Origin of the sequence: Corynebacterium sp. HMSC062E11 (assembly GCF_001811845.1) — a bacterium.
In the GTDB taxonomy this organism is placed as follows: Bacteria; Actinomycetota; Actinomycetes; order Mycobacteriales; family Mycobacteriaceae; genus Corynebacterium; species Corynebacterium hesseae.
Genome location: NZ_KV806775.1, coordinates 1 through 19,821 on the forward strand (window position 1 = coordinate 1; position 19,821 = coordinate 19,821).

Genomic DNA, 19,821 nt, shown 5'->3' on the forward strand with positions numbered 1-19,821 from the left:
TCAGGTGTCTACCAAACAGGGGTCAGGTCCGAAGGCATATTGTCGACCGATTGTCGGATGCTCGCATGCAACCGTTTTTGGATGAGTGTGGCGGGAACTGTAAGCGCGCGCTGGCGTTATATGGATGGCATGCAGAGTTATCGTCTGCTGTTAAAGATGTTTTGGCGTTAACAGAAATCTTTCTGAGAAACGCAATTGACAAGGAATTGCTTGCTTGGAACGCCCGTAATAATGGTCCTCAAAGCTGGCTACTTGATCCGCCTCCTCGCCCCTTGCGTTCGATTGTCGGCTCCAAGAGGTCAACGGCGATTAGGCGTGCACAAGCAGCGGTAGATTGCCGTCCTTCATCTCATCCTCGTCACGGTTGTGCTATCACTCATGATGATGTGCTTTCCCATACGACTTTCGGTCTTTGGCGTACGCTACTACCGAATCATCACCCTAACGCTAATCACGCTGCACCCGAGAATGTAGGACGACAAGTTTTATGGAATCAGGCTATTAAGTCTGCGTTCCCTAATGTGACCGACCCCGACGGATCGATTACGTATTGGAACGTATCGCACTGTAACGATTTGCGTAATAAAGTCGCTCACATGGACAGTCTTCTGAATGTGAACGTGATTGTCGAATCGCGGAGAGCGTTTGAATTGATTGATTCGATGGATCACCAAATTGCAACGTGGGTGTCGTCCCGAAGCCAGGTATCAAAGGTATTTAATAAGCGTCCTAGTCAATAAAAAAGAGCCATCTGGCGCATACGTCCAGAAGACCCTTTTTAGTCATAGCAAGGGACCATGTCCTTACTTTCTGACTCTGACTATAGGTGGCACGTCCCCGTGATGTCAAGATTTTTGACTAGTACGGCTATTTCACTGCCGTAAACGTCCAAAAAGCCACTAGACATCACAGTTCTAGCGCGTGAGGTTTAGGCGGCGAGCACGTCAGCGAAGGAAAGGTCGAGCACACGGGGGAGATCCTCCGGGTTCATCTCGATGTCGAGTCCCCGCTTGCCACCGGAGAAAAAGATGGTGTCGAAAAGCAGCGCCGTTTCATCAACCACTGTCGGGAGGATGTGCTTGTGTCCCAGCGGGGAGATGCCGCCGGGGATGTAGCCGGAGGATTTGGAGGCGTCGGCAGGCGCGGCCATCGTGGCCTTAGAAGCGCCGAAGGCAGCGGCGGCCTTCTTGAGGCTGAGCTGGTAGGTAACCGGAAGGACGCACACGGCGAGCTGGCGCTTGGGGCCTTTGCCGGCGCTCAGGTCGATGACGAGGGTTTTGAAGATGCGCTCAGGCTCGACGTCGAGCGCCGCCGCGGCTGCGTCGCCGAAGTGCTCGCGGCCACCGTCGAAGGTGGAGACACTGTGGTCGATTCCTGCCTCTTCGAGGATTTTGAGAGCGGGGGTAGCGGCGTGCGGGGTCTTCTTGGCCATAGAATCCACCCTAGTCCGGAGCGCTAGGATGGTGAGCATGGCCACCGAAACGACGAGCGAGACGCTTCAGAAACAGCGATTGTTTGAGGAGCAAGCCTTGCCCTTGCTGGATCAACTGTATGGCGGAGCGATGCGCCTAACGCGCAACCCCCAGGATGCAGAGGATCTCATCCAGGAGACCTACCTCAAGGCCTATAGCAATTTTGATTCCTTCAAACAGAGGACGAATCTCAAGGCCTGGCTGTATCGCATCATGACGAATACCTACATCAACTCCTACCGGAAGGCCAAGCGTCGTCCGCTGGAATCCTCTGCGGATGAGCTGAGCGACTTTCAGCTGTATACCACGGCCGGGCATGACTCCACGGGCTTGGAATCGGCGGAGGTCGAGGCCCTCAAACAGATGCCGGATTCGGAGATTTCCGAGGCCATGAATGACCTACCGGAGGACTACCGCATGGTGGTGTACTACGCGGATGTAGTGGGCCTGGCTTATAAGGAAATCGCGGACGTGATGGGTACACCGTTGGGAACGGTGATGAGCCGCCTCCACCGCGGAAGAAAACTGCTTCGCGCGGCGTTGAAGGACGTAGCACGAGAAAAAGGCATTGGTCGCAACCACCCAGAGATGGAGGAGAAGTAATGGAACGCGCAACAGGACGCAATTGCGGTGCGTGTAACTCTCCGGAGGTTGAAGCGCTCTTTAGGGAACTATTCGATGAATCGACGAGCTACGCGCGAGCTATGGCAATCCGCGAGCATCTTGCGCAGTGCGATGCCTGCCAGCAACGCCTTGAGAGCGAGGAAGTAGTTCGGGCACTCGTACGCAAGTGCTGTGGGGGACAGGCCGCGCCGCAGTCGCTGCGCCAACGCATTAGCGTGCAGATTACGAGGACTGAAATTACCTGGGGATAGGTAAATTACCTGGGGATAAGCAAAGGGCTCGTTCCCGCCCACGGTGTTGGGGTGAGGAACGAGCCCTGAATGCTGACGTTATGCGTTAGGACGCTTGCCGCGGTTAGCGGACTTCTTGCGGCGATCCTTGCGCTTACGGCCACGCTTGCTCATCGCGTACTCCTTCGGTTAAGGGTAAATGAACTTATTCAACTGTAGCGGCAGGGTATGCCTGGGTGTTAATCGGGGGTGTGTCTGTTTAGGCAGATACGCGGGCACGGCCGCGGCTGCGGTTGCGGCGCTTGATAGCGCGGCGCTCCTCCTCAGAAAGGCCGCCCCACACGCCGGCATCCTGGCCGGACTCGAGGGCCCACTTGAGGCAGGAAGAGGCAACTGGGCAGCGGTTGCAGACCAGCTTGGCCTTAGCGATCTGGGTGAGTGCGGGGCCGGAGTTACCGACAGGGAAGAAGAGCTCCGGGTCCTCGTCGCGGCAAACGGCTTCGTGGCGCCAATCCATGATTGAAATCTCCTAACAAATTTTTGACAGCAGTGGGCGAAGTAGGCGCACCAAGGGCAGTCCACGGTGGTGAACTGAACTGAGTGCTACTGGGTGTAAGTGGACTGGTCTGCGGTCAGTGGGGCCCTGTCTCGAGTTAGGGCCAGCGTCGACGCCGCCGTGGTTCACTTTCTGTTAACTCGAAGGATTCTCCGAGTTAAGAACTGATTTAACAGCTCGTTGTTTTTGCTACCTGAGAATAATGACACGTTTACTCAAAGTCCGCTAGGGGTAAAGGGTGAAAAGTGTCCAACGTCACTAAATATATTCTTCCAATTTGCACTTTTCTAATGGGTGGGCGGCTGTAAGAAGCCTGTCAGTAGTTCCCCTACCTGCGGCGACGGGGAGATTGGGGTGAGTGTGGTGACCTGGATCGCGTCAAATCCATCAACCTCCTCGCTGCCCCCGAAAACACAGCAGGAGGAAAGCCGAAGCTGAGTACAGGACGTGCGAGTACCGCGGCGGCTGAATTGGCAGAGGGTGAAGCTTTGGCGTGGAGACTGCCTAAACCATGGGGCAGGGAAGTAGACTAAACGCCCGTGAATAAGAAGAAGAACCAGCCCTCAACGACACCTGACCGAGCTGCCGAAAACCGTGCACCGCGTACGGTGATGGCGGCTGCCGGCATCGCCGTGGTCCAATCCATCGCGGTTATCATTTTCGGCATCTTCCTCATAGTCCGTGAGGTTGCTGGCGCTGAGAACGGCTCTATGGTGTCTGATTCCGGCGCATCGAGCTTCGTGGGCCTGGGCACTGCCATCTTCATCTTTATCGTGTTTGGCTTTGTCATCGTCGGCTCGTGGGCCTTCGTCAAAGGCAAACGCTGGGGCCGCGGAGCCATCGTGCTGGTGGAATTCATCCTGGGCGCCATGGCTTTTCAGATGTTTAACGGCGGCTCAGCGCTGCTAGGCATCGTGACCTTGGCAAGCGCCGGGCTCGTCCTATACCTGCTTATGGCGCGGCCCGAGGCGGCGCAGTGGGCTGAAAGCCACTTTTAGTAGGGCACGCCTAGGCGGCGGTGAGCGCCACAGTGGTGTCGCCGCGCTGCTCAACGATGACCGTGCCCGCTAGCGTTAGCGAAATCGGGCCGGAATAGCCGTCACGGTCAACGGGGATGGTCTTCTCGGTTTTCCCGGTAGACCAGTTCACCACGTCGATCCCCTCCTCAGTGGGGACGAGTAGGCGTTCGTCGACCGCGACGCCGGTTCCCACCGCTTGCTCGAGAATGTGATCCACCTTGAGCTCTGTAGGGGTAAAGAGATAAAGACGCTCGCCGTCGAACCACGACATGTGGTGCGGCAGATCCGCAATCGCGGGCGCAAAGGGGGACGCGGCGTTGGTGATGGACTTCGAAGGCTCAACGTCCGTGGAAGACAGTGTTTCACCTTCAAAGCTATAAGAGACGATGCGCGGTGAATCGCCGGGGAGGAAGACCGCGGCTGCCTCTTGGCCGTAGGCGATGAGGCGCGCACCAGGATCCTCAATTTCGATGTCCTTTGTAATTTCCGGAGAACGGGAATCCTCAGGAGTGGCATTTTGGATGCGCAGCCACGTGGAGTCTGGGGAATCTGGGCAGGTTTCGGTGATACCCAGTGTTTCGGTGCGGGTCAGCGCTGAGGTGATGGCGCAGTCCTCGTGGGGCTGGAGGTTTGGCTCCTGTTTGGCGTCGACATCACCGTACTCAACCGAGCGCACAAGATCCGAGCGCCAGAGCTCTACGCGCTCTGCGGAAACGGTGCCCACGCGGTCATTCGACATGATGGGGACCACCTCCTCGGAATTGCGGGCGCTGCGGGTATCGGAGTATTGGCCGGTGGCGGCATCGATCGCCACTACATCGCCGCAACCATTGCCTGCGTCATAGGAAGCCACAATTTTGTTCCACGCTGTGGTGAGCGAACACAGGTCGGCATCGCGGCGTTGATAGGTCCACACTTCGTCGCCGGAGGCGTTCGAGGCGCTGAGCATATCGCCGTCATGGGTGATTAACAGGCCGTTGGAGGATACCGCGCGAGCCTGTCCCGGCACGAGAGTATTGGGAAGGCTGAAGGCTTCGGTGAGGGAGCTCGGGATGGCATCGAGAAGCGCCGGTTCATCGCCGGACGCGGCGTCCACCGCCGGGGTGAGCTCCGCCTTATGAATGGGTGCGGTGATGACCGCGCCGCCGATGGCGATGGCGCAGACCGCACTGATGGCGCCCACGGCAATCCAGTCCGCCTTCGTGGAGCGCAGAATGGGAGCCTTCTTCGACGAGTCGACCTTTGCCCGGGCCTTATCCAGCTGGGCTTCCTGGGTGTGCTCGGTGCTCATCGATGCCCTCCTTGACGGGGATTGCGTTTGCGGGAACGGGTGCGGCGAGAGGCGCGGGTGGAAGCCGCCGAGGAACGCGAGGAGCCTCCACGCGGCGATTCCCCGCGCGAGCCCGAACGCTTCGCTGCGCCCAGCACCTTGGTGGGCGGACCAACGGTGTCAGAAACGCCCTCGGGAATATCGAGCGCTTGCGCAAGCTCAGGAGAGGTGCTGAACCACTGTGGCGGCTCGGGCTGGTCCAGAGAAAGCTCATCGTTGATAACCTGCCATTTGCTCAGCTCATCGTAGCCAACGAGCGTTACCGCCGTGCCGGTGTGGCCAGCGCGGCCGGTGCGGCCAATGCGGTGGACAAAGGTCATGGGGTCATCCGGCACCTGATAATTAATGACATGGGTGACATCATCGACGTCGATGCCGCGAGCAGCGACATCCGTGGCCACGAGTATTTCCACGGTGCCTTCGCGGAAGGCGGAGAGCGAGCGCTCGCGAGCCTTTTGATCCAAATCGCCGTGGACCGCGCCCACGCTGAAGCCGCGCTGCGCGAGCTCGTCTGCGACGGCGGCTGCCGAGCTCTTGGTGCGCGTGAAAATGATGGTGCGCCCGCGGCCTTCTGCCTGCAGGATCTTTCCCAAGACCGCGATTTTGTCCATGCGGTGTGCCTGGAAGGTGACCTTGCGCGTGGAGGAGTGGGTCTGTTGGGCGTCGCCGGACTCGGCGCGAATGTGGACCGGCTTGGTGAGGAAGGTGCGGGCCAGCGTCACGATGGGCCCGGGCATGGTGGCGGAAAAGAGCATGGTCTGGTGCGGGTTGCCGTGCAGGAGGGAGAGAATCTTCTCAATATCCGGCAGGAAGCCCAAGTCCAGCATCTCATCGGCCTCATCCAGAACCAGAACGCTGACCTGCTCGAAGGACAGGTGCTTCTTCTGGCAGAGATCGAGCAGGCGGCCCGGAGTGCCCACGACGACGTCCGCGCCCCTCTTGATTTGTGTGATTTGCTCTTCATAGGGGCGCCCGCCGCACAGGGTGACGATGCTGAGCGGAAGATTGGCGGCAGCAACCTTGAGGTCCCCGCTGACCTGGATGGCCAGCTCACGGGTCGGCGCGATGACCAGCGCGCGGGGAGTGCCGTCGAGCTCCGGGATGTCGGCGTCATCGAAAACGCGATCCAGCAACGGCACACCGAAACCATAGGTTTTGCCCATGCCGGTGCGCGCTTGGCCAATGAGGTCGTGGCCATTCAGGGCGATGGGCAGGGTGAGCTCTTGGATGGCGAAGGTGTGCGTAATCCCGTTCTCAGCGAGGGCATCACAGATCTCTACGGCGACGCCGAGCTCGGCAAAGGTAGGGGATTCACGGGAATCGCGGGATGATTTCGGGGCAAGCACACCTTGATAGTAGAGGACGTGGCTATAGTGGGGCCATTAGAGCGCCGGGGGCGCAGGCCTCACGGCACAGACTAAAGAACACGATCTAAGGGAGTAGACACCACATGGACATCAAATTTGGCTTCGCCGATACCGCCCGCGAACTGGTCATTCACGCGGATGGTGAGCGAGAAGAGCTGACCCAGACCATCAACAACGCCTTGGGGGAGAACTCCACTCTCGAATTGAAGGACACCAAGGGCCGCACCTACATCGTGCGTACCGAGCGTGTGGTCTACGTGGAAATCGGCACCGTGCGCGCCCACACCGTTGGATTCGCAGGCTAAGTACGCGCTCGCTGCCTCAGCGGGTAGCCTAAATGGCCATGGATAATCCCGCGGAACTTAAGCAGCGCCCACAGTTCGTCTCGGCGGTGGAGCGTTTTGCTCGCGAGTACGGATGGTGGCGAGTGGTGGCGATTCCCGTCATGGTCGTCATCACGGTGTGGGTGCTGGTTGATGTTTTTCGTTCCCCAGCCCAGGATGCGGAGGTGTCGGTGACAGGGGAGACGTCGGCAAGCACTGCGGCTGCTGACGCACCCTCCCCCAAGGGGCCTGATCCCGCCAATGCCAGCGCAGTTGCCGCGGCCAAGGATGGCTTGCCCGCCGGCGGTGCCTTCACGGAGCAAGGTGATGAAACCTACCGCGACGCGGGCCCATCCTCCATGCATGCGGGCAAAGGCGGGAAGCAAACCATCCGGTTCTCAGTAGAAATCGAAAATGGCGTGGATACCTCCGCCTATGGCGGCGATAGGGCCGTCGTAGCGCTGGTCGACGCCACCCTGGCCGACCCCCGAGGTTGGACCGCCAACGGCGACTTTGAGTTCATCCACGTCAAGGCTGATGACAATCCCGATACGCACATCCGCCTGACCTCGCTGGGGACTACGGCGAAGTTGTGCGGCGCGCAGTTGGAATCAGAAACCTCGTGCCATACCACCATTACCGGGGAGTCCACGGTGAACCTCAACGAGTCCCGCTGGGTCCGGGGCGCTGCACCATTTGAGGGGGATTTGGGCAATTACCGCCAGTACTTGATCAACCACGAGTTTGGCCACGCCATCGGATTCGCCGCGCACCAGCCCTGCGGCGGCGCCGGTAAACTCGCACCGGTCATGATGCAGCAGACGCTGAGCTTGAACAACGCGCAGCTCTTTGAGAAAGAGCCAAACGAGATCTATCCGGATGAGGATGTCACCTGTGAGCCGAACCCCTGGCCCTATCCGACTCCCGCAAGTTCCGATCACACCAAACCCGAGTAAATCGGCCCGAAGCTAAAAAGGACTGTTTCCCCAATGCCATTGCCTCCTGAGCCCGTTCTTGCAGCCTTTAACGCTGAGTTCCATCCCCGCAGAACGCAGGGAGAGCTCGTGGGGCCTGCCTGGGATAACGGGATTCGCGTCGGGGATATTGTCTTTGCCGAAGCTCGCGCGTGGACCAGCTGGTCCGCCAAGGTGCGCGAGAAGCTCAGTCTGCCGGGAGCGCGCATTGCCCGCCCGGTGCTGACGGCGGATGGGCGCTACACGGCTGCCGGGTGGAAGGCCACGCAGTTCGTGGAGGGGCAGTTGCGCGGGCGCATTGATGAGACTGCCCAGTTGGCGCTGCGGCTCGATGAGGCCCTAGCGCTGGCGCCATTGCCCACGCTGGATAGGCGCGAAGATGTTTTTGCGCGGGCGGAGAGGGCTGCCTGGGAGGAGAGCGGTGAGGCCTATTCCGATACTGAGCTTGCAGGGCTTCCGCTGGTCACCGCGCACGTGGATGTCCTGGGGACCACGGTGTTCTCCGGGGCTAACCCGCCGGCGCTGACTGATATTGTGCCTTCCGCGGCCCCGCGCCCGGTGGGCTGGTCCGCCGCGGTGGTCATGGTGGATGGCCTCATTGCAGGGGCGGTGGACGATGAGATTTGTGCTCGCTTTGCGTCAGTGCCCGGTATACAGCAGTTGCTCTTGCGTGCTGTGGCGTACCGCCGTTACGTCAATATCCTGCACCCGCGGTCAAAGGCGACCGTGCGTTCGAACATCGAAAGGGTAGAAGCGGCCCTCGTGTCCGCAACATCTGACAGACTGTAGGGCGTGAAGTACAGCAGCGAATCCCCCACACGTACCGGCGTCACGCTTCCCCCCTCGCCGGATGTCCGCCTTATTCCCCGAAGACGTCGTGCTGCCTCGCGCACGTGGGACGTGCCATTGCCGCAACAGGGCACGTGGAGAGTCCTGGGAGCGGCGGGATCGGGAGTATCGAGCCTGCTTATCGACGTTGTCTTGGCACAACTGAACGCCGGCGCCGATGCCTCCGGCATCCTTGTCGTTGCCCCGTCCAAGGAATCCGGCTCGTTGCTGCGCCGCGAGTTAGCTGAAAACCTCGATGACTACGCCGCGCAGACCTCGATGGTGCGCTCGGTACACTCGCTGGCTTTTGCGCTCCTGCGCCAAGGCAGCGAGGAAGAGCTGCGCCTCATTACCGGTGCTGAGCAGGATGCGGTGATCCGTGAATTGCTCCAGGGACATGCTGCCGATGGCAGGGGCGCGTGGCCGGAGGAGATGCGCCCAGCCCTTGAGTACGTGGGGTTTGCGCGCCAACTGCGTGACCTGTTGCTGCGCTCCATCGAACGCGGCCTGGGGCCTTCAGATTTGGAGGAACTGGGACAGCGCTACTCCCGGCCCATGTGGGCGGCAGCGGGCGAGTTCCTGCGCGAATATGAGCGCACCCAGGCGCTGGCGGGTTCGCATTCCTATTCCGCTGCGGAGCTGGTTAGCCAGGTTCTTCTGCGCCCGGAGCTGCTGCGTGAGCATCCATGGCACACCATCGTGGTCGATGATGCCCAGCTGCTGGACCCGACCTCAGGACAATTAATTGCTGAGCTGGCAAAGACCGCTCGCCTCACAGTGATTGGTGGTGACCCCGACCAAGCGGTCTTTGCCTTCCGCGGTGCCAACTCGGAATTCCTCACCACTTGGGAGGCAGAGAACGAGCTGCGTCTGAACTCTACGCACCGCACGCCTTCCCCGGCGTGCGTCAGCGTTGTGGATTCCCGCGGTACTTTGCGCGATGTTTTGGCTAATACGGTTCGCCGCCGCCACCTCGAGGACGGGGTGCAATGGCGCGATATCGCGGTGATAGTGCGCTCCACCGGGGATATTGGTCCCGCCCGTCGCACACTGCTCAGCGCTGGCGTGCCGGTACATATCAATCCCACGGACGTCGTGCTTGCAGAGCAGCGCTTGGTCAAAGCAGTGCTCCTGGCATTGCGTGCCTTGGAGAACGAACTCGATCCTGCAGAGCTCGAGGACCTGATTACTGGGCCTGTCGGTGGAGCTGACCCGGTAACATTGCGCCGACTCATCCGCGGCCTGCGCCGTTGGAAGCCGGAGCAGCGCGGAATGGAATCGCTGCGTGAGTTGCTGGACGGTGAGTTGCCGGACTTCAACAACCTCCTCACGGAGCGCGAGGAAGCGATTCTGGCGCGCATTCGCGGGGTGCTGTCTGCCGGGCGTGCGGCCCTGCGCGCGGGAGCTGCCGTTGAGGAAGTCCTCTGGGAGGTGTGGCAGGCCACCGGTTTGGACACGCGCCTGCAGGCAGCGGCTCTGCGCGGTGGTGCCGCGGGCTCGCAGGCAGACCGCGACCTGGATGCGATGATGGCGTTGTTCGACGCTGCCGGTGATTACGCCGAGCGCCGTCCGGCGGCATCGTTGGAGTCCTTCATCCTGCACATCACGGAGCAGGAGCTGCCTACCGGCGTGCGCGACCGTCGCGCGGCCTTGCCCGATGCTGTAGAGATCCTCACTGCGCACGGCGCGGTGGGGCGCGAGTGGGACACCGTCATTGTGGCGGGCGTTCAAGAGGGCACATGGCCCTCGGTGGGGGAGACCGGCTCCCTCTTTGGACAAGAAGACCTCATTGATCTCATCGACCGCGACATTACGCCCGGCACACCGGTGAGCCACGTGTCCGGGCGCTTAGCGGAGGAGCGCCGCCTCTTCCACGTGGCTACCACCCGCCACTTGCGCCGCCTGCTCATCGTGGCGGTGGATTCGCCGGAGGGCGATGTGGTGGAGGAACCCTCCCGCTTCATCGACGAATTCCTTTCTGCACGCGGAGTCGATGTTCCCGGTGCACAAGCGCGCCGGGAGGCCGGCAAGCGCTTGGCGCGCCAGGCCTGGCCGCGCGAGTTGGGCCTCGAGGTTCCGGATCCGAGCCCGGTCACACTGCACAGCGGTTCACGTGGGGATGAGGAAGTGGATCCCCTCGATGTCTCGGTGTTGTCAGTGCCTTCCTTCGTGGCGCAGCTACGTCGCTGCGCTACCGATCCGGAAACCGGAGAGGCGGAGCGCTCCCAAGCGGTACGGCAGTTGGCACGTTTGGCAAAGGCTGGGGTCCCAGGGGCGCATCCGGATCACTGGTGGGCCGCGCGCGGCGTGGCCTCCGAGCTGCCGCTGCGTGGTGCGAGCACAGTATCGCCGTCCCGGGTCGATGCCCTGCTCACGTGCCCGCTCAACGCCGTGCTGGGGCAGCTGGTGGAAGATGATTCCTCGAACATCAACCTCGTGCGGGGCAACCTGGCGCATGCCTTCTTGGAGGCTTTAGGCCGCGGCGCGGCCGTAGAGCCTGCGAAGCAGCTGGTGCTCGATGCCTTCGACTCGCTTGTGGAAGGCCCAGCGTGGCACCGAGAAGCTGAACGCGCGGACTTTGAACGCCTCATCGACCGCACCCATGGCTGGGTGCTCTCGAGTTCAGTCTCGCTTGAGCCCGTGGGCGTCGAGGTCCCGGTCACCGTGGATATTGGCCCCGATGTCACCATCCGTGGGTTCATCGACCGGCTGGCAAAAGCCGGCGAGGACTATGTTGTGGTGGATCTCAAGACGGGGACAAAAGTCCCGTCGGCGACCAGCGCTCAGGACAACACTCAGCTCAGGACGTATCAATTGGCGCTAGCACACGGACAGCTCGTCGGGGCTGCAGCAGAACCAGGTAGCGAATCTCATGACGTGTCCATCCGGACCGGTGATGGCCTGCCGCGAGGCGGTGGTGTTCTGGTGTTCCCGCGGTCGAGCGCTGCCTCCGTGCCCACCCGAGAACAAGCCACCAAGCCCCCAGAAGAGCTTGCGGAATTTGCACAAATGCTGCCCGCACTCGTGGCTGAGCTGCGCGGACCGGATCTGACCGCGCGCGAGAATGCCGATTGTGATCGCTGCCCAATCCGCTCTATTTGCCCCGTGATGAATGAAGGAGGTCTGGTGACCAATGCCTAAGAATCCGGCTCAACACTTCAGCTCTGAGGAGCTTGCTGCCGCGCTGGGCAAGCCTTTTCCTCCCACCCCGGAACAGGCCGCTGTTATCGATGGTCCGCTCGGTCCGAAACTCGTCGTGGCCGGCGCCGGCGCCGGTAAGACGGAGACGATGGCCTCCCGCGTGGTCTCACTCGTGGCAAACGGTCTGGTGCGGCCGGAGCAGGTCCTCGGTCTCACCTTTACCCGCAAGGCCGCCCAGCAACTGGAGCAACGCATCCGCCGCCAGCTGTTGACGCTGCGTTCTTCTGGAATCCTTGCCCCGGGCAGCCCGGCGGCTGAGGCGGTGGAGAATATCGCCCCCAACGTGTGCACGTATGACTCCTATGCAGGCGATCTCGTCCGCGAGTATGGCTTGCTCATGCCGGTGGAGCCGAATGCCCGCATCATCACGGAGGCGGAACGCTACGCCATCGCTCATGAGGTGGTCAGCAACTACACGGGCTCGCTGAGCACCGATAACGCGGTGGCCACGGTGACCGCGACCTTGCTCAAGCTCGCGGAAACGATGGACGGGGAGCTCAAGGATCCGCAGGATCTCTATGAGCACGAGGACATCTTCCGAAAGACCGCTGAGGATCTAGAAAAGAGCAACCGGACTAAAGGTGAGTTCGGCAAAGACTTGCAGAAGTACTTGGATATCCAGCGCCTGCGCTTGGAGTACCTGCCCTTGGTGGAAGCTCTCAAGAAAGAGCAAGCGGAGCGCGGAGTGATCACCTTCGGTGAGCAGATGTCCATCGCCGCCACCCTGGCCAAAAAGTTCCCGCTTTTGGGTGAGCAACAAAGCGCGCGCTACCGCGTCATCATGTTGGATGAGTACCAGGACACCTCCCACGCGCAGCGCATCCTATTGCGCTCCCTCTTTGGTGGCGAGCGCGAGGGACTATCCGTTACTGCGGTTGGTGATCCCATGCAGTCCATCTATGGCTGGCGTGGCGCGACGGCCGAAAACCTGGAGGCTTTTGTCACGGACTTTCCGCAGCCTGATGGCACCCCGGCGCCGAAGGATCAGCTCACCACCTCTTGGCGCAACCCGTCGACGGTGCTGGGGCTGGCCAATGACGTGGCTTCGGAGCTCTTCTCCTCAAGCCCCGGCGAGCGCCCCGTCGATGAGCTGTCGCCCAAGCCCACGGCACCGGCCGGCACGGTTGAGCTGGGTTACTTCACATCTGAGGACGAGGAGCGCGCCTTCATCGCTGAGCACCTTCGTCAGCTCTATGAGTCCACGCCGGAAGGCGAGGATTTCAGCGCCGCCGTACTCGTGCGCACCAATAGGCAATCGCCTTTGATCGCCGCCGCCTTGGATGAGGCTGGCGTGCCCAATGAGATCTTCGGCCTGGGTGGCCTGCTCTGGCAGCCAGAGATCCAAGACCTCGTGGCGGTGGCTACGCTCTTGGTGCGTCCACAGGACAGCGCGGCGGCACTGCGTGTGCTGACCGGTCCGATGTGCGGCTTGGGCATCGCCGATATCCAGGCGCTGCATTCGCGTCAGCGTAACCTGGCAGGCGCCACCGAGGGCCGCACGCGGTGGGAGGGCGGTGATCCTTTGGAGCACCTGGCTATCCAGGTCGAGGAGATCACTGCGGAGGGCCCGGACCAGGTGCTGGGGCTTGCCGACGCCCTCGCAGACCTCGGCGAACGCGATCGCTACAGCGCCGAAGGATTGGAACGCATGGAGGAGGTCTCCTCCAAGCTGCGTTACTTGCGCACCTATTCCCTGGGTAAGTCGTTGAATGACATTTTCGCCGACATTGAGCTGCTCTTCGGCCTGCGCACCGAAGTGCTTGCTTCCGGCAAACCGGGCGGGGCAACGCACCTCGACGCCTTCGCTGACTTCGTCGCGGGCTTCCACGGGGATGGCCTGGCCGGCCTCTTGGACTACCTTGAGCTGGCTAAGGAGAAGGAAGATGGACTCGAGCTGGGAGAGGTCCCGCTCGTGCGCAACCGCGTGCAGATCATGACGGTGCACAAGGCCAAGGGCTTGGAATGGGAGCACGTGTGCGTGGCACATGCGGATTCCTCGAGCTATAAGGCACAGGCGGAAACCTTCCTGACCAAAATCGAGAAAGCCCCGGGCGATGAGGACGTCATTGATGTCCCTGAGGATGCGGTGACACGTACCGACTTCGACAAGGCGTGCACAGCATTCAAAGAACAAAACCGAGAGTTCCAAGCGGAGGAAGCGGCCCGTCTGTTCTATGTGGCGATGACCCGCACCGAGTCCACGCTGACGGTGACAGGCTCCGGGACCAATAAGAAGAAGGGCAAGAGCAAGAAAGGCCCTTATTCCTACCTGCAGTTGCTGGCGGATAAACACCCAGATCTGGTGGTCCATTGGGAGGTCCCCGAGGTTCCGGAAGAAGAAGCAGAAGGCGCGGTTGCAGAGGCGTCTTTCCCCTCGCTGACCCCGCAAGCGGAAGCGCTGAAAGCAGCAGACGCGGTGCGCGCGGCGATGGAGGATTTACCGTCGCTGCGTGATGGCGAAGTCTTTGGGCTCTGGGAGCAGGAGGCGAGTGCGCTCATCGAAGAGCACAAGGCCCTTCAAGCCCCCGTGGTCGATGTTGAACTGCCTGGCGAGCTGACGGCTTCCGACATGGTGGCTATGTCGGCGGATCCCACCCAATTCGCGCGCCGCCAGCGTCGCCCCATTCCCTTCAAGCCCAATTCCTATGCCAAGCGCGGCACAGCTTTCCACGCCTGGCTGGAGGATCGTTTTGGTTCCCCAGCCTTGCTGGGGGAGGACGAGCTGCCAGGCTCGCACGACGAACCGGACCATGACTTGGAATCCCTCAAGGAGTCTTTCCTGGCCTCCGAGTGGGCACAGCGCACTCCCGCTTATGTCGAGGCACCCTTCGAGATCACCATTGGGGACTCGGTTGTCCGCGGCCGCATGGACGCGGTGTTCCAGCAGCCGGATGGCTCCTGGCTCATCGTGGACTGGAAGACCGGCCGCCGTCCGCAGGGCGCCGCATTGGCCTCGGCGCAGATTCAGCTGGCTGTCTACGCAGAAGCATGGCGGCGCATCCACGGCGTGGAGACCGTCCGCGCGGCGTTCTTCTACGTGCATGAGAATTATCTCTTGGAGCCGGATGACTTGCCCACCGGAGCACGGTTGGCTGAGCTTTTAAGCTCCGCAGTTTCCACGCCACCGGGGTTGAGTCTAAGGTAGTCTCACGAGGAAATCCGCACTGTCTAGGGAGGTTGGCACTTCGTGCCTAAGCACTTAGGTAAACGCTTTACATCGCGTTTCTTGTCGCAGGTTGAGCTGACCTCGCAGCCAGATCATGCGCTGATCGACGTCATCACGATCCCGCGCACGCAGAGCACCAGCCCGTGGAAACAGCTGGCAAGCCGCGTTATTTGGGCCATGGGGCTGTTGGTCTTCGTCACCATCGTCGTCTTTTTCGACGGCGATGGCTACAGCGAAGACCTATCTTTCCTCGATGCCGCCTACTATTCAGCGGTGTCGTTGACCACTGTGGGCTACGGCGATATCGTCCCTGTGACCCCCACGGCGCGCTTTATCAACCTCGTTATTGTTACTCCGGCCCGCCTGCTCTTCCTTGTTTTGTTGGTCGGTGCTACCTTGTCGGTTCTGACGGATCGAGCCCGTCGCACGTTTGAAATCCAGAATTGGAGAAAGCAATTGCGTAACCACACCGTCGTCATCGGCTATGGCACCAAGGGCGCCGGTGCGGTCGCCGCGCTTATCGCCGATGACGTCCCAGCCTCCCAAATCGTGGTCGTAGACAATAACCGTGCGGCCCTAGCCAGCGCCGAGCACCATGGCCTTGTCACCATCTATGGCTCCGGAACCAAACAGGATGTCCTGCGCATCGCCGGCGCGCAGCACGCCTCCTCCGTGGTGGTGACGCCGTCCACGGACGATACCGCGGTGCTGTGCACGTTGTCTGTGCGCGAGCTCAATCCGAAGGCCAAGGTTGTCGCGTCTGTGCGCGAATCCGAAAACCGCCACCTCCTCCTGCAGTCCGGTGCCGACTCGGTGGTCACCTCCGCGGAAACGGCCGGCCGCCTCCTGGGCCTTGCCACCGTCACCCCAACGGTGGTGGAGATGATGGAGGATCTCCTCTCTCCGAATGAGGGCTTCTCCGTGGCCGAGCGCGCTGTACGCGAATTCGAGGTGGGCTCTAACCCGCGCCACCTCGCGGACATCGTCCTGGCCGTCCTGCGCAACAACGAGCTGCACCGCGTCGACACGGCAGATGCTTACGCGCTCAAGCCCGGTGACCGCCTGCTCTACATCAAGCACGAGATGCAGCAAGCCGCGGAAGATACCGATGAAGATGAGGACGAAGGCAACTAATGTTCCTGCCCGTCACCGAAGCCGGCCGCGTTCCGGTAACGCCGCAAGGGCAACCTGTTTACCTGGCTGAGCCGGCCGGGGATATCGTGGTGACAGCCGGGGCTATTCACGCTTTCCTCGTGGACACTGAGTCCGCCGAGCGGCTCGGGACGTTGCGCGATGCCACCTTCTTCAACGGGCAGCGCGATATCCTCAAAGCGCTGCACCTGATTCGTAACCGTCGTGAAGCGCGCTTTGATCCGCGCACTGGGCGTGAGCTGTCCTATCCTGCCCCGGGGGCCGTGGGCCACGACGGCGAGCGCCTCGTTTTCCCGCGCCTCGATCCGGCCGTCATCGGCATCATCCGCCACCCGGAAACGGACCGTATTCTTCTGGCTCGCAACCGGCACCGTTCAGGGTTCTTTTCACTCATTGCCGGTTATGTCGATCCCGGCGAGACCCTCGAAGAAGCCATGGTCCGCGAGGCTTTGGAAGAAACCGGTCGCCGCGTTGAATCAGTTACCTACTGGGGCTCGCAACCCTGGCCACCGAGTGGTTCGCTGATGGTGGGCTTTTCCGCGGTCACGGAGGATGTCCGGCCCGTGTGCGATACTGACGGAGAGCTCGCGGAAGTGCGGTGGGTGTCCCGCGCTGAACTGCCAGAACTGACCATTGCCCGTAAGGGCTCAATTGCACACACGATGATTATGGAGTGGTTCCACGGTGATGAGACCGGATCTGTCCCTGCTCGATGAAGACCAGCGGGCCGCAGCCACGGCGCCGCGCGGCCCGGTCTGCATCCTCGCGGGTGCCGGTACGGGCAAAACGCGCACGATTACCTATCGCATCGCCCACATGGTGGACCAGGGCTTCGTCAACCCACAACGCGTTCTGGCCGTCACGTTTACTACTCGTGCCGCAAGCGAAATGCGTGAGCGTCTCAATCACATGGGCGTCGGGGGAGTGCAGGCCCAAACCTTTCACGCCGCGGCGCGCCGTCAGCTGAAGTACTTTTGGCCGCAGGTTGCGGGGGATCTGCCTTGGCAGCTCATCGACAACAAGTTCAGCCTCGTGGGGCGCGCGGTGCGCTCACTCGGATTGGACAACAACAAGGACACCATCCGTGACTTCCTGGGGGAAATCGAGTGGGCAAAGTCCTCGCTGATCAGCCCCGAGGGTTATCCCGGCATCATCGAATCCACGGACCGCGAGGCACCGGGGGACCCGGCCAAGGTGGCGGAGGTCTTCCGCCGCTATGAGGACATGAAGGCCACCCCGGATGTCATGTACCTCGATTTCGATGATTTGCTCATGCATATCGCCGGTGCCATCGAGAACGTTCCTTCGGTGGCTGAGGTATTCCGTGAGCAGTACCGCACCTTCGTGGTGGATGAGTACCAGGACGTCACGCCGCTGCAGCAGCGAGTGTTGGAGGCGTGGTTGGGGGAGCGCGATGACCTGACGGTTGTGGGTGATGCTAACCAGACCATCTACTCCTTCAACGGGGCTTCCCCGGAGTACTTGCTGAATTTTTCTCGCACTTATCCGCAGGCCACTGTGGTGAAGTTGCAGCGAGACTACCGCTCCACCCCGCAGGTGACGGACTTGGCCAACGAAGTTATCTCAAAGGCTTCGGGCCGCGCTGCGGGAACCCGTCTGGAGCTGCAGGGTATGCGCGAGCCCGGCCCCGAGCCCACGTTTAAGGCCTATGAGTCTGAGGAGATTGAGGCCAAGGAGGTCGCGGGCCAGGTTCTGACCTTGCTCAACCAGGGAGTTAAGGCCTCGGAGATTGCGATCCTCTACCGCATCAACGCGCAGTCGGAGCAGTTTGAGCAGGCGCTTGCCGACGCCGGAGTGGTCTACCAGGTCCGCGGCGGCGAAGGCTTCTTCCGCCGCCCAGAGATCTTGGAGGCCATCCGCGTGCTCATCGCCGCCACGCGCCGCGATGATCTGCCGAACGATCCGGTGGCCGTGGCGCGCGCGGCCTTCGTGGAGCTGGGACTGTCCGCCACGGAGCCGCAGGGCGCGCAGGCCCGTGAGCGCTGGCAGTCGCTCACCGCACTGGTGGATCTCATCGCACAAATCGTGGAGGACAACGAGGGCATCGATCTTCCCGGCGTGCTCGGTGAGCTGCACCGCCGTTCCGAAAATAAGCACAACCCCACGATGGAGGGCGTCACCTTGGCCACCATCCACGCAGCCAAGGGCTTGGAGTGGGATGCGGTCTTCCTCGTGGGCCTCACCGAAAAACTGTTGCCCATCAACCACGCCATCAAGGCCGGCGATGAGCACGTGGAGGAGGAGCGCCGGCTGTTTTATGTCGGCATTACTCGTGCGCGCGAGCACCTAGCTTTGTCGTGGGCTCTGGCAAAGACCACCGGCTCGCGGGCTTCGCGTGAGCGCACTCGTTTCTTGGATGGCGTGGTGCCAGGAATCGAAGAAAGCCAGTCCTCCAACCGCCGCTATCGCCCGCGCCGCTGCCGGGTGTGCTCGGGCCAGCTCAGCAGCCCAGCGGAAAAGGTCTTAGGCCGCCACGAGTGGTGTGAATACGAGGGCGATGAGGATGTCTTCAACGCACTGCGCGCGTGGCGCGCGTCCGTGGCGAAGGACTCTCAGGTACCTGCTTATGTCGTGTTCTCTGACGCTACCCTGCAAGCGATCTCGGAGGCGCTTCCCACAAACGAAGCGGAGCTGCTCGATATCTCCGGGGTAGGCCCTTCCAAGCTGGAGCGCTATGGCGCGGAGGTGCTGCAGATCATCGCGTCTGCCCGCGCTTAAACACCGGCGCAGTACGCGCAGCGCGGGTGTTCAATGAGCAGGCGGCGTTGCTCCATGCCGTAGAGGTCTATCTCCGTGAGCTCACCAGCTAGCGGTTTACCGCCGGGTGCCCCGGGTGGGGCGGGTCTTCCCAAGAGCCGGCGAATGGTCACCACCGCATGCATCACTATCGCCGTGCGCACGATGGGATCACCCGGTGGCTCTACCGCTGCGGCGCGGTGAGCCACCTCGTGCCACTGCTCGTCAGCTTCGATGCGGTGCAGGTGCGCGCACATCGGACAGGGACCGGCTCCAGCTACGCGGACCGGTCCGATGATGCCGCGGGCATCGAGCATGGACACTGGCAGCCAGGTCGCCGGGGAATTGCTCAGTGCTTGTGCCCATTCCGTGGCGCCATCCAACATATCGACGGCCACGATAGGCAGGTGCCCGGCCACGTTCGCGATGTACTCGGCGGGGGTTTCGCTGTGGAGAGGGGAACGGGGTTGGAAGGAATCGCTAAGCAGGACGTCGCGCAGCTCATTAGCCAGGACCGAGGTTCCCAAAACCGCCACGCGCTGGGGACGGGGAGCCGGCCACAGAACGCGGTAGCTAATCAGATCATCGACCAGACTGCGAGCAGCGGAGGCGCTAACGCCTGTGTTCTCGATGGACTTTTCAATGGTCTGCCGGGTCAGCGGAGTGCGCAGCCGGTTGAGCAGCCCCGCCAGCTGCGGGTGGGCTTCGAAGACCCCAACGCGCGTGGCATCCATCCCACATTGGAGAATTCCAGGCTCGCGTTCAATGACCACGGTTTCTGGCGCCAACATGTACGTCTTAGCACCCATGATTTTCCTCCCC

17 protein-coding genes are annotated in these 19,821 nt (G+C 61.6%); 11 read left to right on the plus strand and 6 right to left on the minus strand.

The annotated features are described in order from the left end of the window. Positions 1–928 precede the first annotated feature (928 nt). The gene (gene ybaK, locus HMPREF2822_RS01850) at positions 929–1,432 is read right to left on the minus strand and encodes a Cys-tRNA(Pro) deacylase (RefSeq protein WP_070520181.1); all 504 of its coding nucleotides are present in this window, start codon (positions 1,430–1,432) and stop codon (positions 929–931) included. A gap of 37 nt (positions 1,433–1,469) precedes the next feature. On the opposite strand from ybaK, the gene HMPREF2822_RS01855 reads away from it, so the two are divergent. Next, entirely contained in the window at positions 1,470–2,075 is a 606-nt protein-coding gene (locus tag HMPREF2822_RS01855) for a sigma-70 family RNA polymerase sigma factor (RefSeq protein WP_070520183.1), read from the plus strand. Next, positions 2,075–2,347: a mycothiol system anti-sigma-R factor gene (rsrA, locus tag HMPREF2822_RS01860; RefSeq protein ID WP_070520186.1), complete on the plus strand. Its 273-nt coding sequence runs from the start codon at positions 2,075–2,077 to the stop codon at positions 2,345–2,347. The genes HMPREF2822_RS01855 and rsrA overlap by 1 nt, the downstream gene beginning before the upstream one ends. A 78-nt stretch (positions 2,348–2,425) precedes the next feature. Here rsrA and HMPREF2822_RS13830 read toward each other — a convergent pair whose 3' ends face one another. After that, the gene (locus tag HMPREF2822_RS13830) at positions 2,426–2,500 is read right to left on the minus strand and encodes a 50S ribosomal protein bL37 (RefSeq protein WP_100227335.1); all 75 of its coding nucleotides are present in this window, start codon (positions 2,498–2,500) and stop codon (positions 2,426–2,428) included. Between the two features lie 85 nt (positions 2,501–2,585). Next, positions 2,586–2,843: a WhiB family transcriptional regulator gene (locus HMPREF2822_RS01865; protein WP_010189168.1), complete on the minus strand. Its 258-nt coding sequence runs from the start codon at positions 2,841–2,843 to the stop codon at positions 2,586–2,588. A gap of 578 nt (positions 2,844–3,421) precedes the next feature. Between HMPREF2822_RS01865 and HMPREF2822_RS01870 the strand changes: the two genes are divergently transcribed. Then, on the plus strand, positions 3,422–3,880 hold the full coding sequence (locus tag HMPREF2822_RS01870) for a hypothetical protein (protein WP_070520188.1): 459 nt from the start codon (positions 3,422–3,424) through the stop codon (positions 3,878–3,880). A 10-nt stretch (positions 3,881–3,890) separates the two neighbouring features. On the opposite strand, the gene HMPREF2822_RS01875 is transcribed toward HMPREF2822_RS01870, so the two are convergent. Then, on the minus strand, positions 3,891–5,192 hold the full coding sequence (locus tag HMPREF2822_RS01875) for an Rv3212 family protein (protein WP_070520190.1): 1,302 nt from the start codon (positions 5,190–5,192) through the stop codon (positions 3,891–3,893). After that, entirely contained in the window at positions 5,189–6,577 is a 1,389-nt protein-coding gene (locus tag HMPREF2822_RS01880) for a DEAD/DEAH box helicase (protein ID WP_070520193.1), read from the minus strand. The genes HMPREF2822_RS01875 and HMPREF2822_RS01880 overlap by 4 nt, the downstream gene beginning before the upstream one ends. A 104-nt stretch (positions 6,578–6,681) precedes the next feature. On the opposite strand from HMPREF2822_RS01880, the gene HMPREF2822_RS01885 reads away from it, so the two are divergent. Genes HMPREF2822_RS01885 through HMPREF2822_RS01920 form a run of 8 tightly spaced genes read left to right on the plus strand, consistent with a single transcriptional unit; the run spans position 6,682 to position 18,981 of the window. Beyond that, positions 6,682–6,903, plus strand: a complete 222-nt coding sequence (locus HMPREF2822_RS01885) for a DUF3107 domain-containing protein (RefSeq protein WP_070520196.1) — start codon at positions 6,682–6,684, stop codon at positions 6,901–6,903. A gap of 32 nt (positions 6,904–6,935) precedes the next feature. Then, on the plus strand, positions 6,936–7,877 hold the full coding sequence (locus HMPREF2822_RS01890; protein WP_070520198.1) for a DUF3152 domain-containing protein: 942 nt from the start codon (positions 6,936–6,938) through the stop codon (positions 7,875–7,877). A 33-nt stretch (positions 7,878–7,910) separates the two neighbouring features. Beyond that, complete coding sequence (locus HMPREF2822_RS01895; RefSeq protein ID WP_070520200.1) at positions 7,911–8,684, plus strand: hypothetical protein; 774 nt, start codon at positions 7,911–7,913, stop codon at positions 8,682–8,684. Positions 8,685–8,687: 3 nt separating this feature from the next. Further along, the gene (locus tag HMPREF2822_RS01900) at positions 8,688–11,864 is read left to right on the plus strand and encodes an ATP-dependent helicase (RefSeq protein ID WP_232755538.1); all 3,177 of its coding nucleotides are present in this window, start codon (positions 8,688–8,690) and stop codon (positions 11,862–11,864) included. Further along, entirely contained in the window at positions 11,857–15,069 is a 3,213-nt protein-coding gene (locus HMPREF2822_RS01905; RefSeq protein WP_070520202.1) for an ATP-dependent helicase, read from the plus strand. Before HMPREF2822_RS01900 ends, HMPREF2822_RS01905 begins: the two co-directional genes overlap by 8 nt. A 42-nt stretch (positions 15,070–15,111) precedes the next feature. Next, positions 15,112–16,224 (plus strand): potassium channel family protein, encoded by a 1,113-nt coding sequence (locus HMPREF2822_RS01910; protein WP_070520204.1) that lies wholly within the window; start codon positions 15,112–15,114, stop codon positions 16,222–16,224. Further along, a complete protein-coding gene (locus tag HMPREF2822_RS01915; protein ID WP_070520206.1) occupies positions 16,224–16,958 on the plus strand; it encodes an NAD(+) diphosphatase in 735 nt (244 codons plus the stop codon). Before HMPREF2822_RS01910 ends, HMPREF2822_RS01915 begins: the two co-directional genes overlap by 1 nt. Further along, on the plus strand, positions 16,927–18,981 hold the full coding sequence (locus tag HMPREF2822_RS01920) for an ATP-dependent DNA helicase UvrD2 (protein WP_070520208.1): 2,055 nt from the start codon (positions 16,927–16,929) through the stop codon (positions 18,979–18,981). Before HMPREF2822_RS01915 ends, HMPREF2822_RS01920 begins: the two co-directional genes overlap by 32 nt. Here HMPREF2822_RS01920 and HMPREF2822_RS01925 read toward each other — a convergent pair. Beyond that, complete coding sequence (locus HMPREF2822_RS01925) at positions 18,978–19,808, minus strand: TOMM precursor leader peptide-binding protein (RefSeq protein WP_070520210.1); 831 nt, start codon at positions 19,806–19,808, stop codon at positions 18,978–18,980. The genes HMPREF2822_RS01920 and HMPREF2822_RS01925 overlap by 4 nt on opposite strands. Between the last annotated feature and the right edge of the window lie 13 nt (positions 19,809–19,821).

What these genes read in the sequence shown, in the direction of transcription:
- HMPREF2822_RS01890 (WP_070520198.1), top strand. Translation starts at nt 6,936, where the DNA reads ATGGCCATGGATAATCCCGCGGAACTTAAGCAGCGCCCACAGTTCGTC.
- ybaK (WP_070520181.1), bottom strand. Translation starts at nt 1,432, where the DNA reads ATGGCCAAGAAGACCCCGCACGCCGCTACCCCCGCTCTCAAAATCCTC.
- HMPREF2822_RS01855 (WP_070520183.1), top strand. Translation starts at nt 1,470, where the DNA reads ATGGCCACCGAAACGACGAGCGAGACGCTTCAGAAACAGCGATTGTTT.
- HMPREF2822_RS01875 (WP_070520190.1), bottom strand. Translation starts at nt 5,192, where the DNA reads ATGAGCACCGAGCACACCCAGGAAGCCCAGCTGGATAAGGCCCGGGCA.
- rsrA (WP_070520186.1), top strand. Translation starts at nt 2,075, where the DNA reads ATGGAACGCGCAACAGGACGCAATTGCGGTGCGTGTAACTCTCCGGAG.
- HMPREF2822_RS01905 (WP_070520202.1), top strand. Translation starts at nt 11,857, where the DNA reads ATGCCTAAGAATCCGGCTCAACACTTCAGCTCTGAGGAGCTTGCTGCC.
- HMPREF2822_RS01885 (WP_070520196.1), top strand. Translation starts at nt 6,682, where the DNA reads ATGGACATCAAATTTGGCTTCGCCGATACCGCCCGCGAACTGGTCATT.
- HMPREF2822_RS01915 (WP_070520206.1), top strand. Translation starts at nt 16,224, where the DNA reads ATGTTCCTGCCCGTCACCGAAGCCGGCCGCGTTCCGGTAACGCCGCAA.
- HMPREF2822_RS01925 (WP_070520210.1), bottom strand. Translation starts at nt 19,808, where the DNA reads ATGGGTGCTAAGACGTACATGTTGGCGCCAGAAACCGTGGTCATTGAA.
- HMPREF2822_RS01895 (WP_070520200.1), top strand. Translation starts at nt 7,911, where the DNA reads ATGCCATTGCCTCCTGAGCCCGTTCTTGCAGCCTTTAACGCTGAGTTC.
- HMPREF2822_RS01865 (WP_010189168.1), bottom strand. Translation starts at nt 2,843, where the DNA reads ATGGATTGGCGCCACGAAGCCGTTTGCCGCGACGAGGACCCGGAGCTC.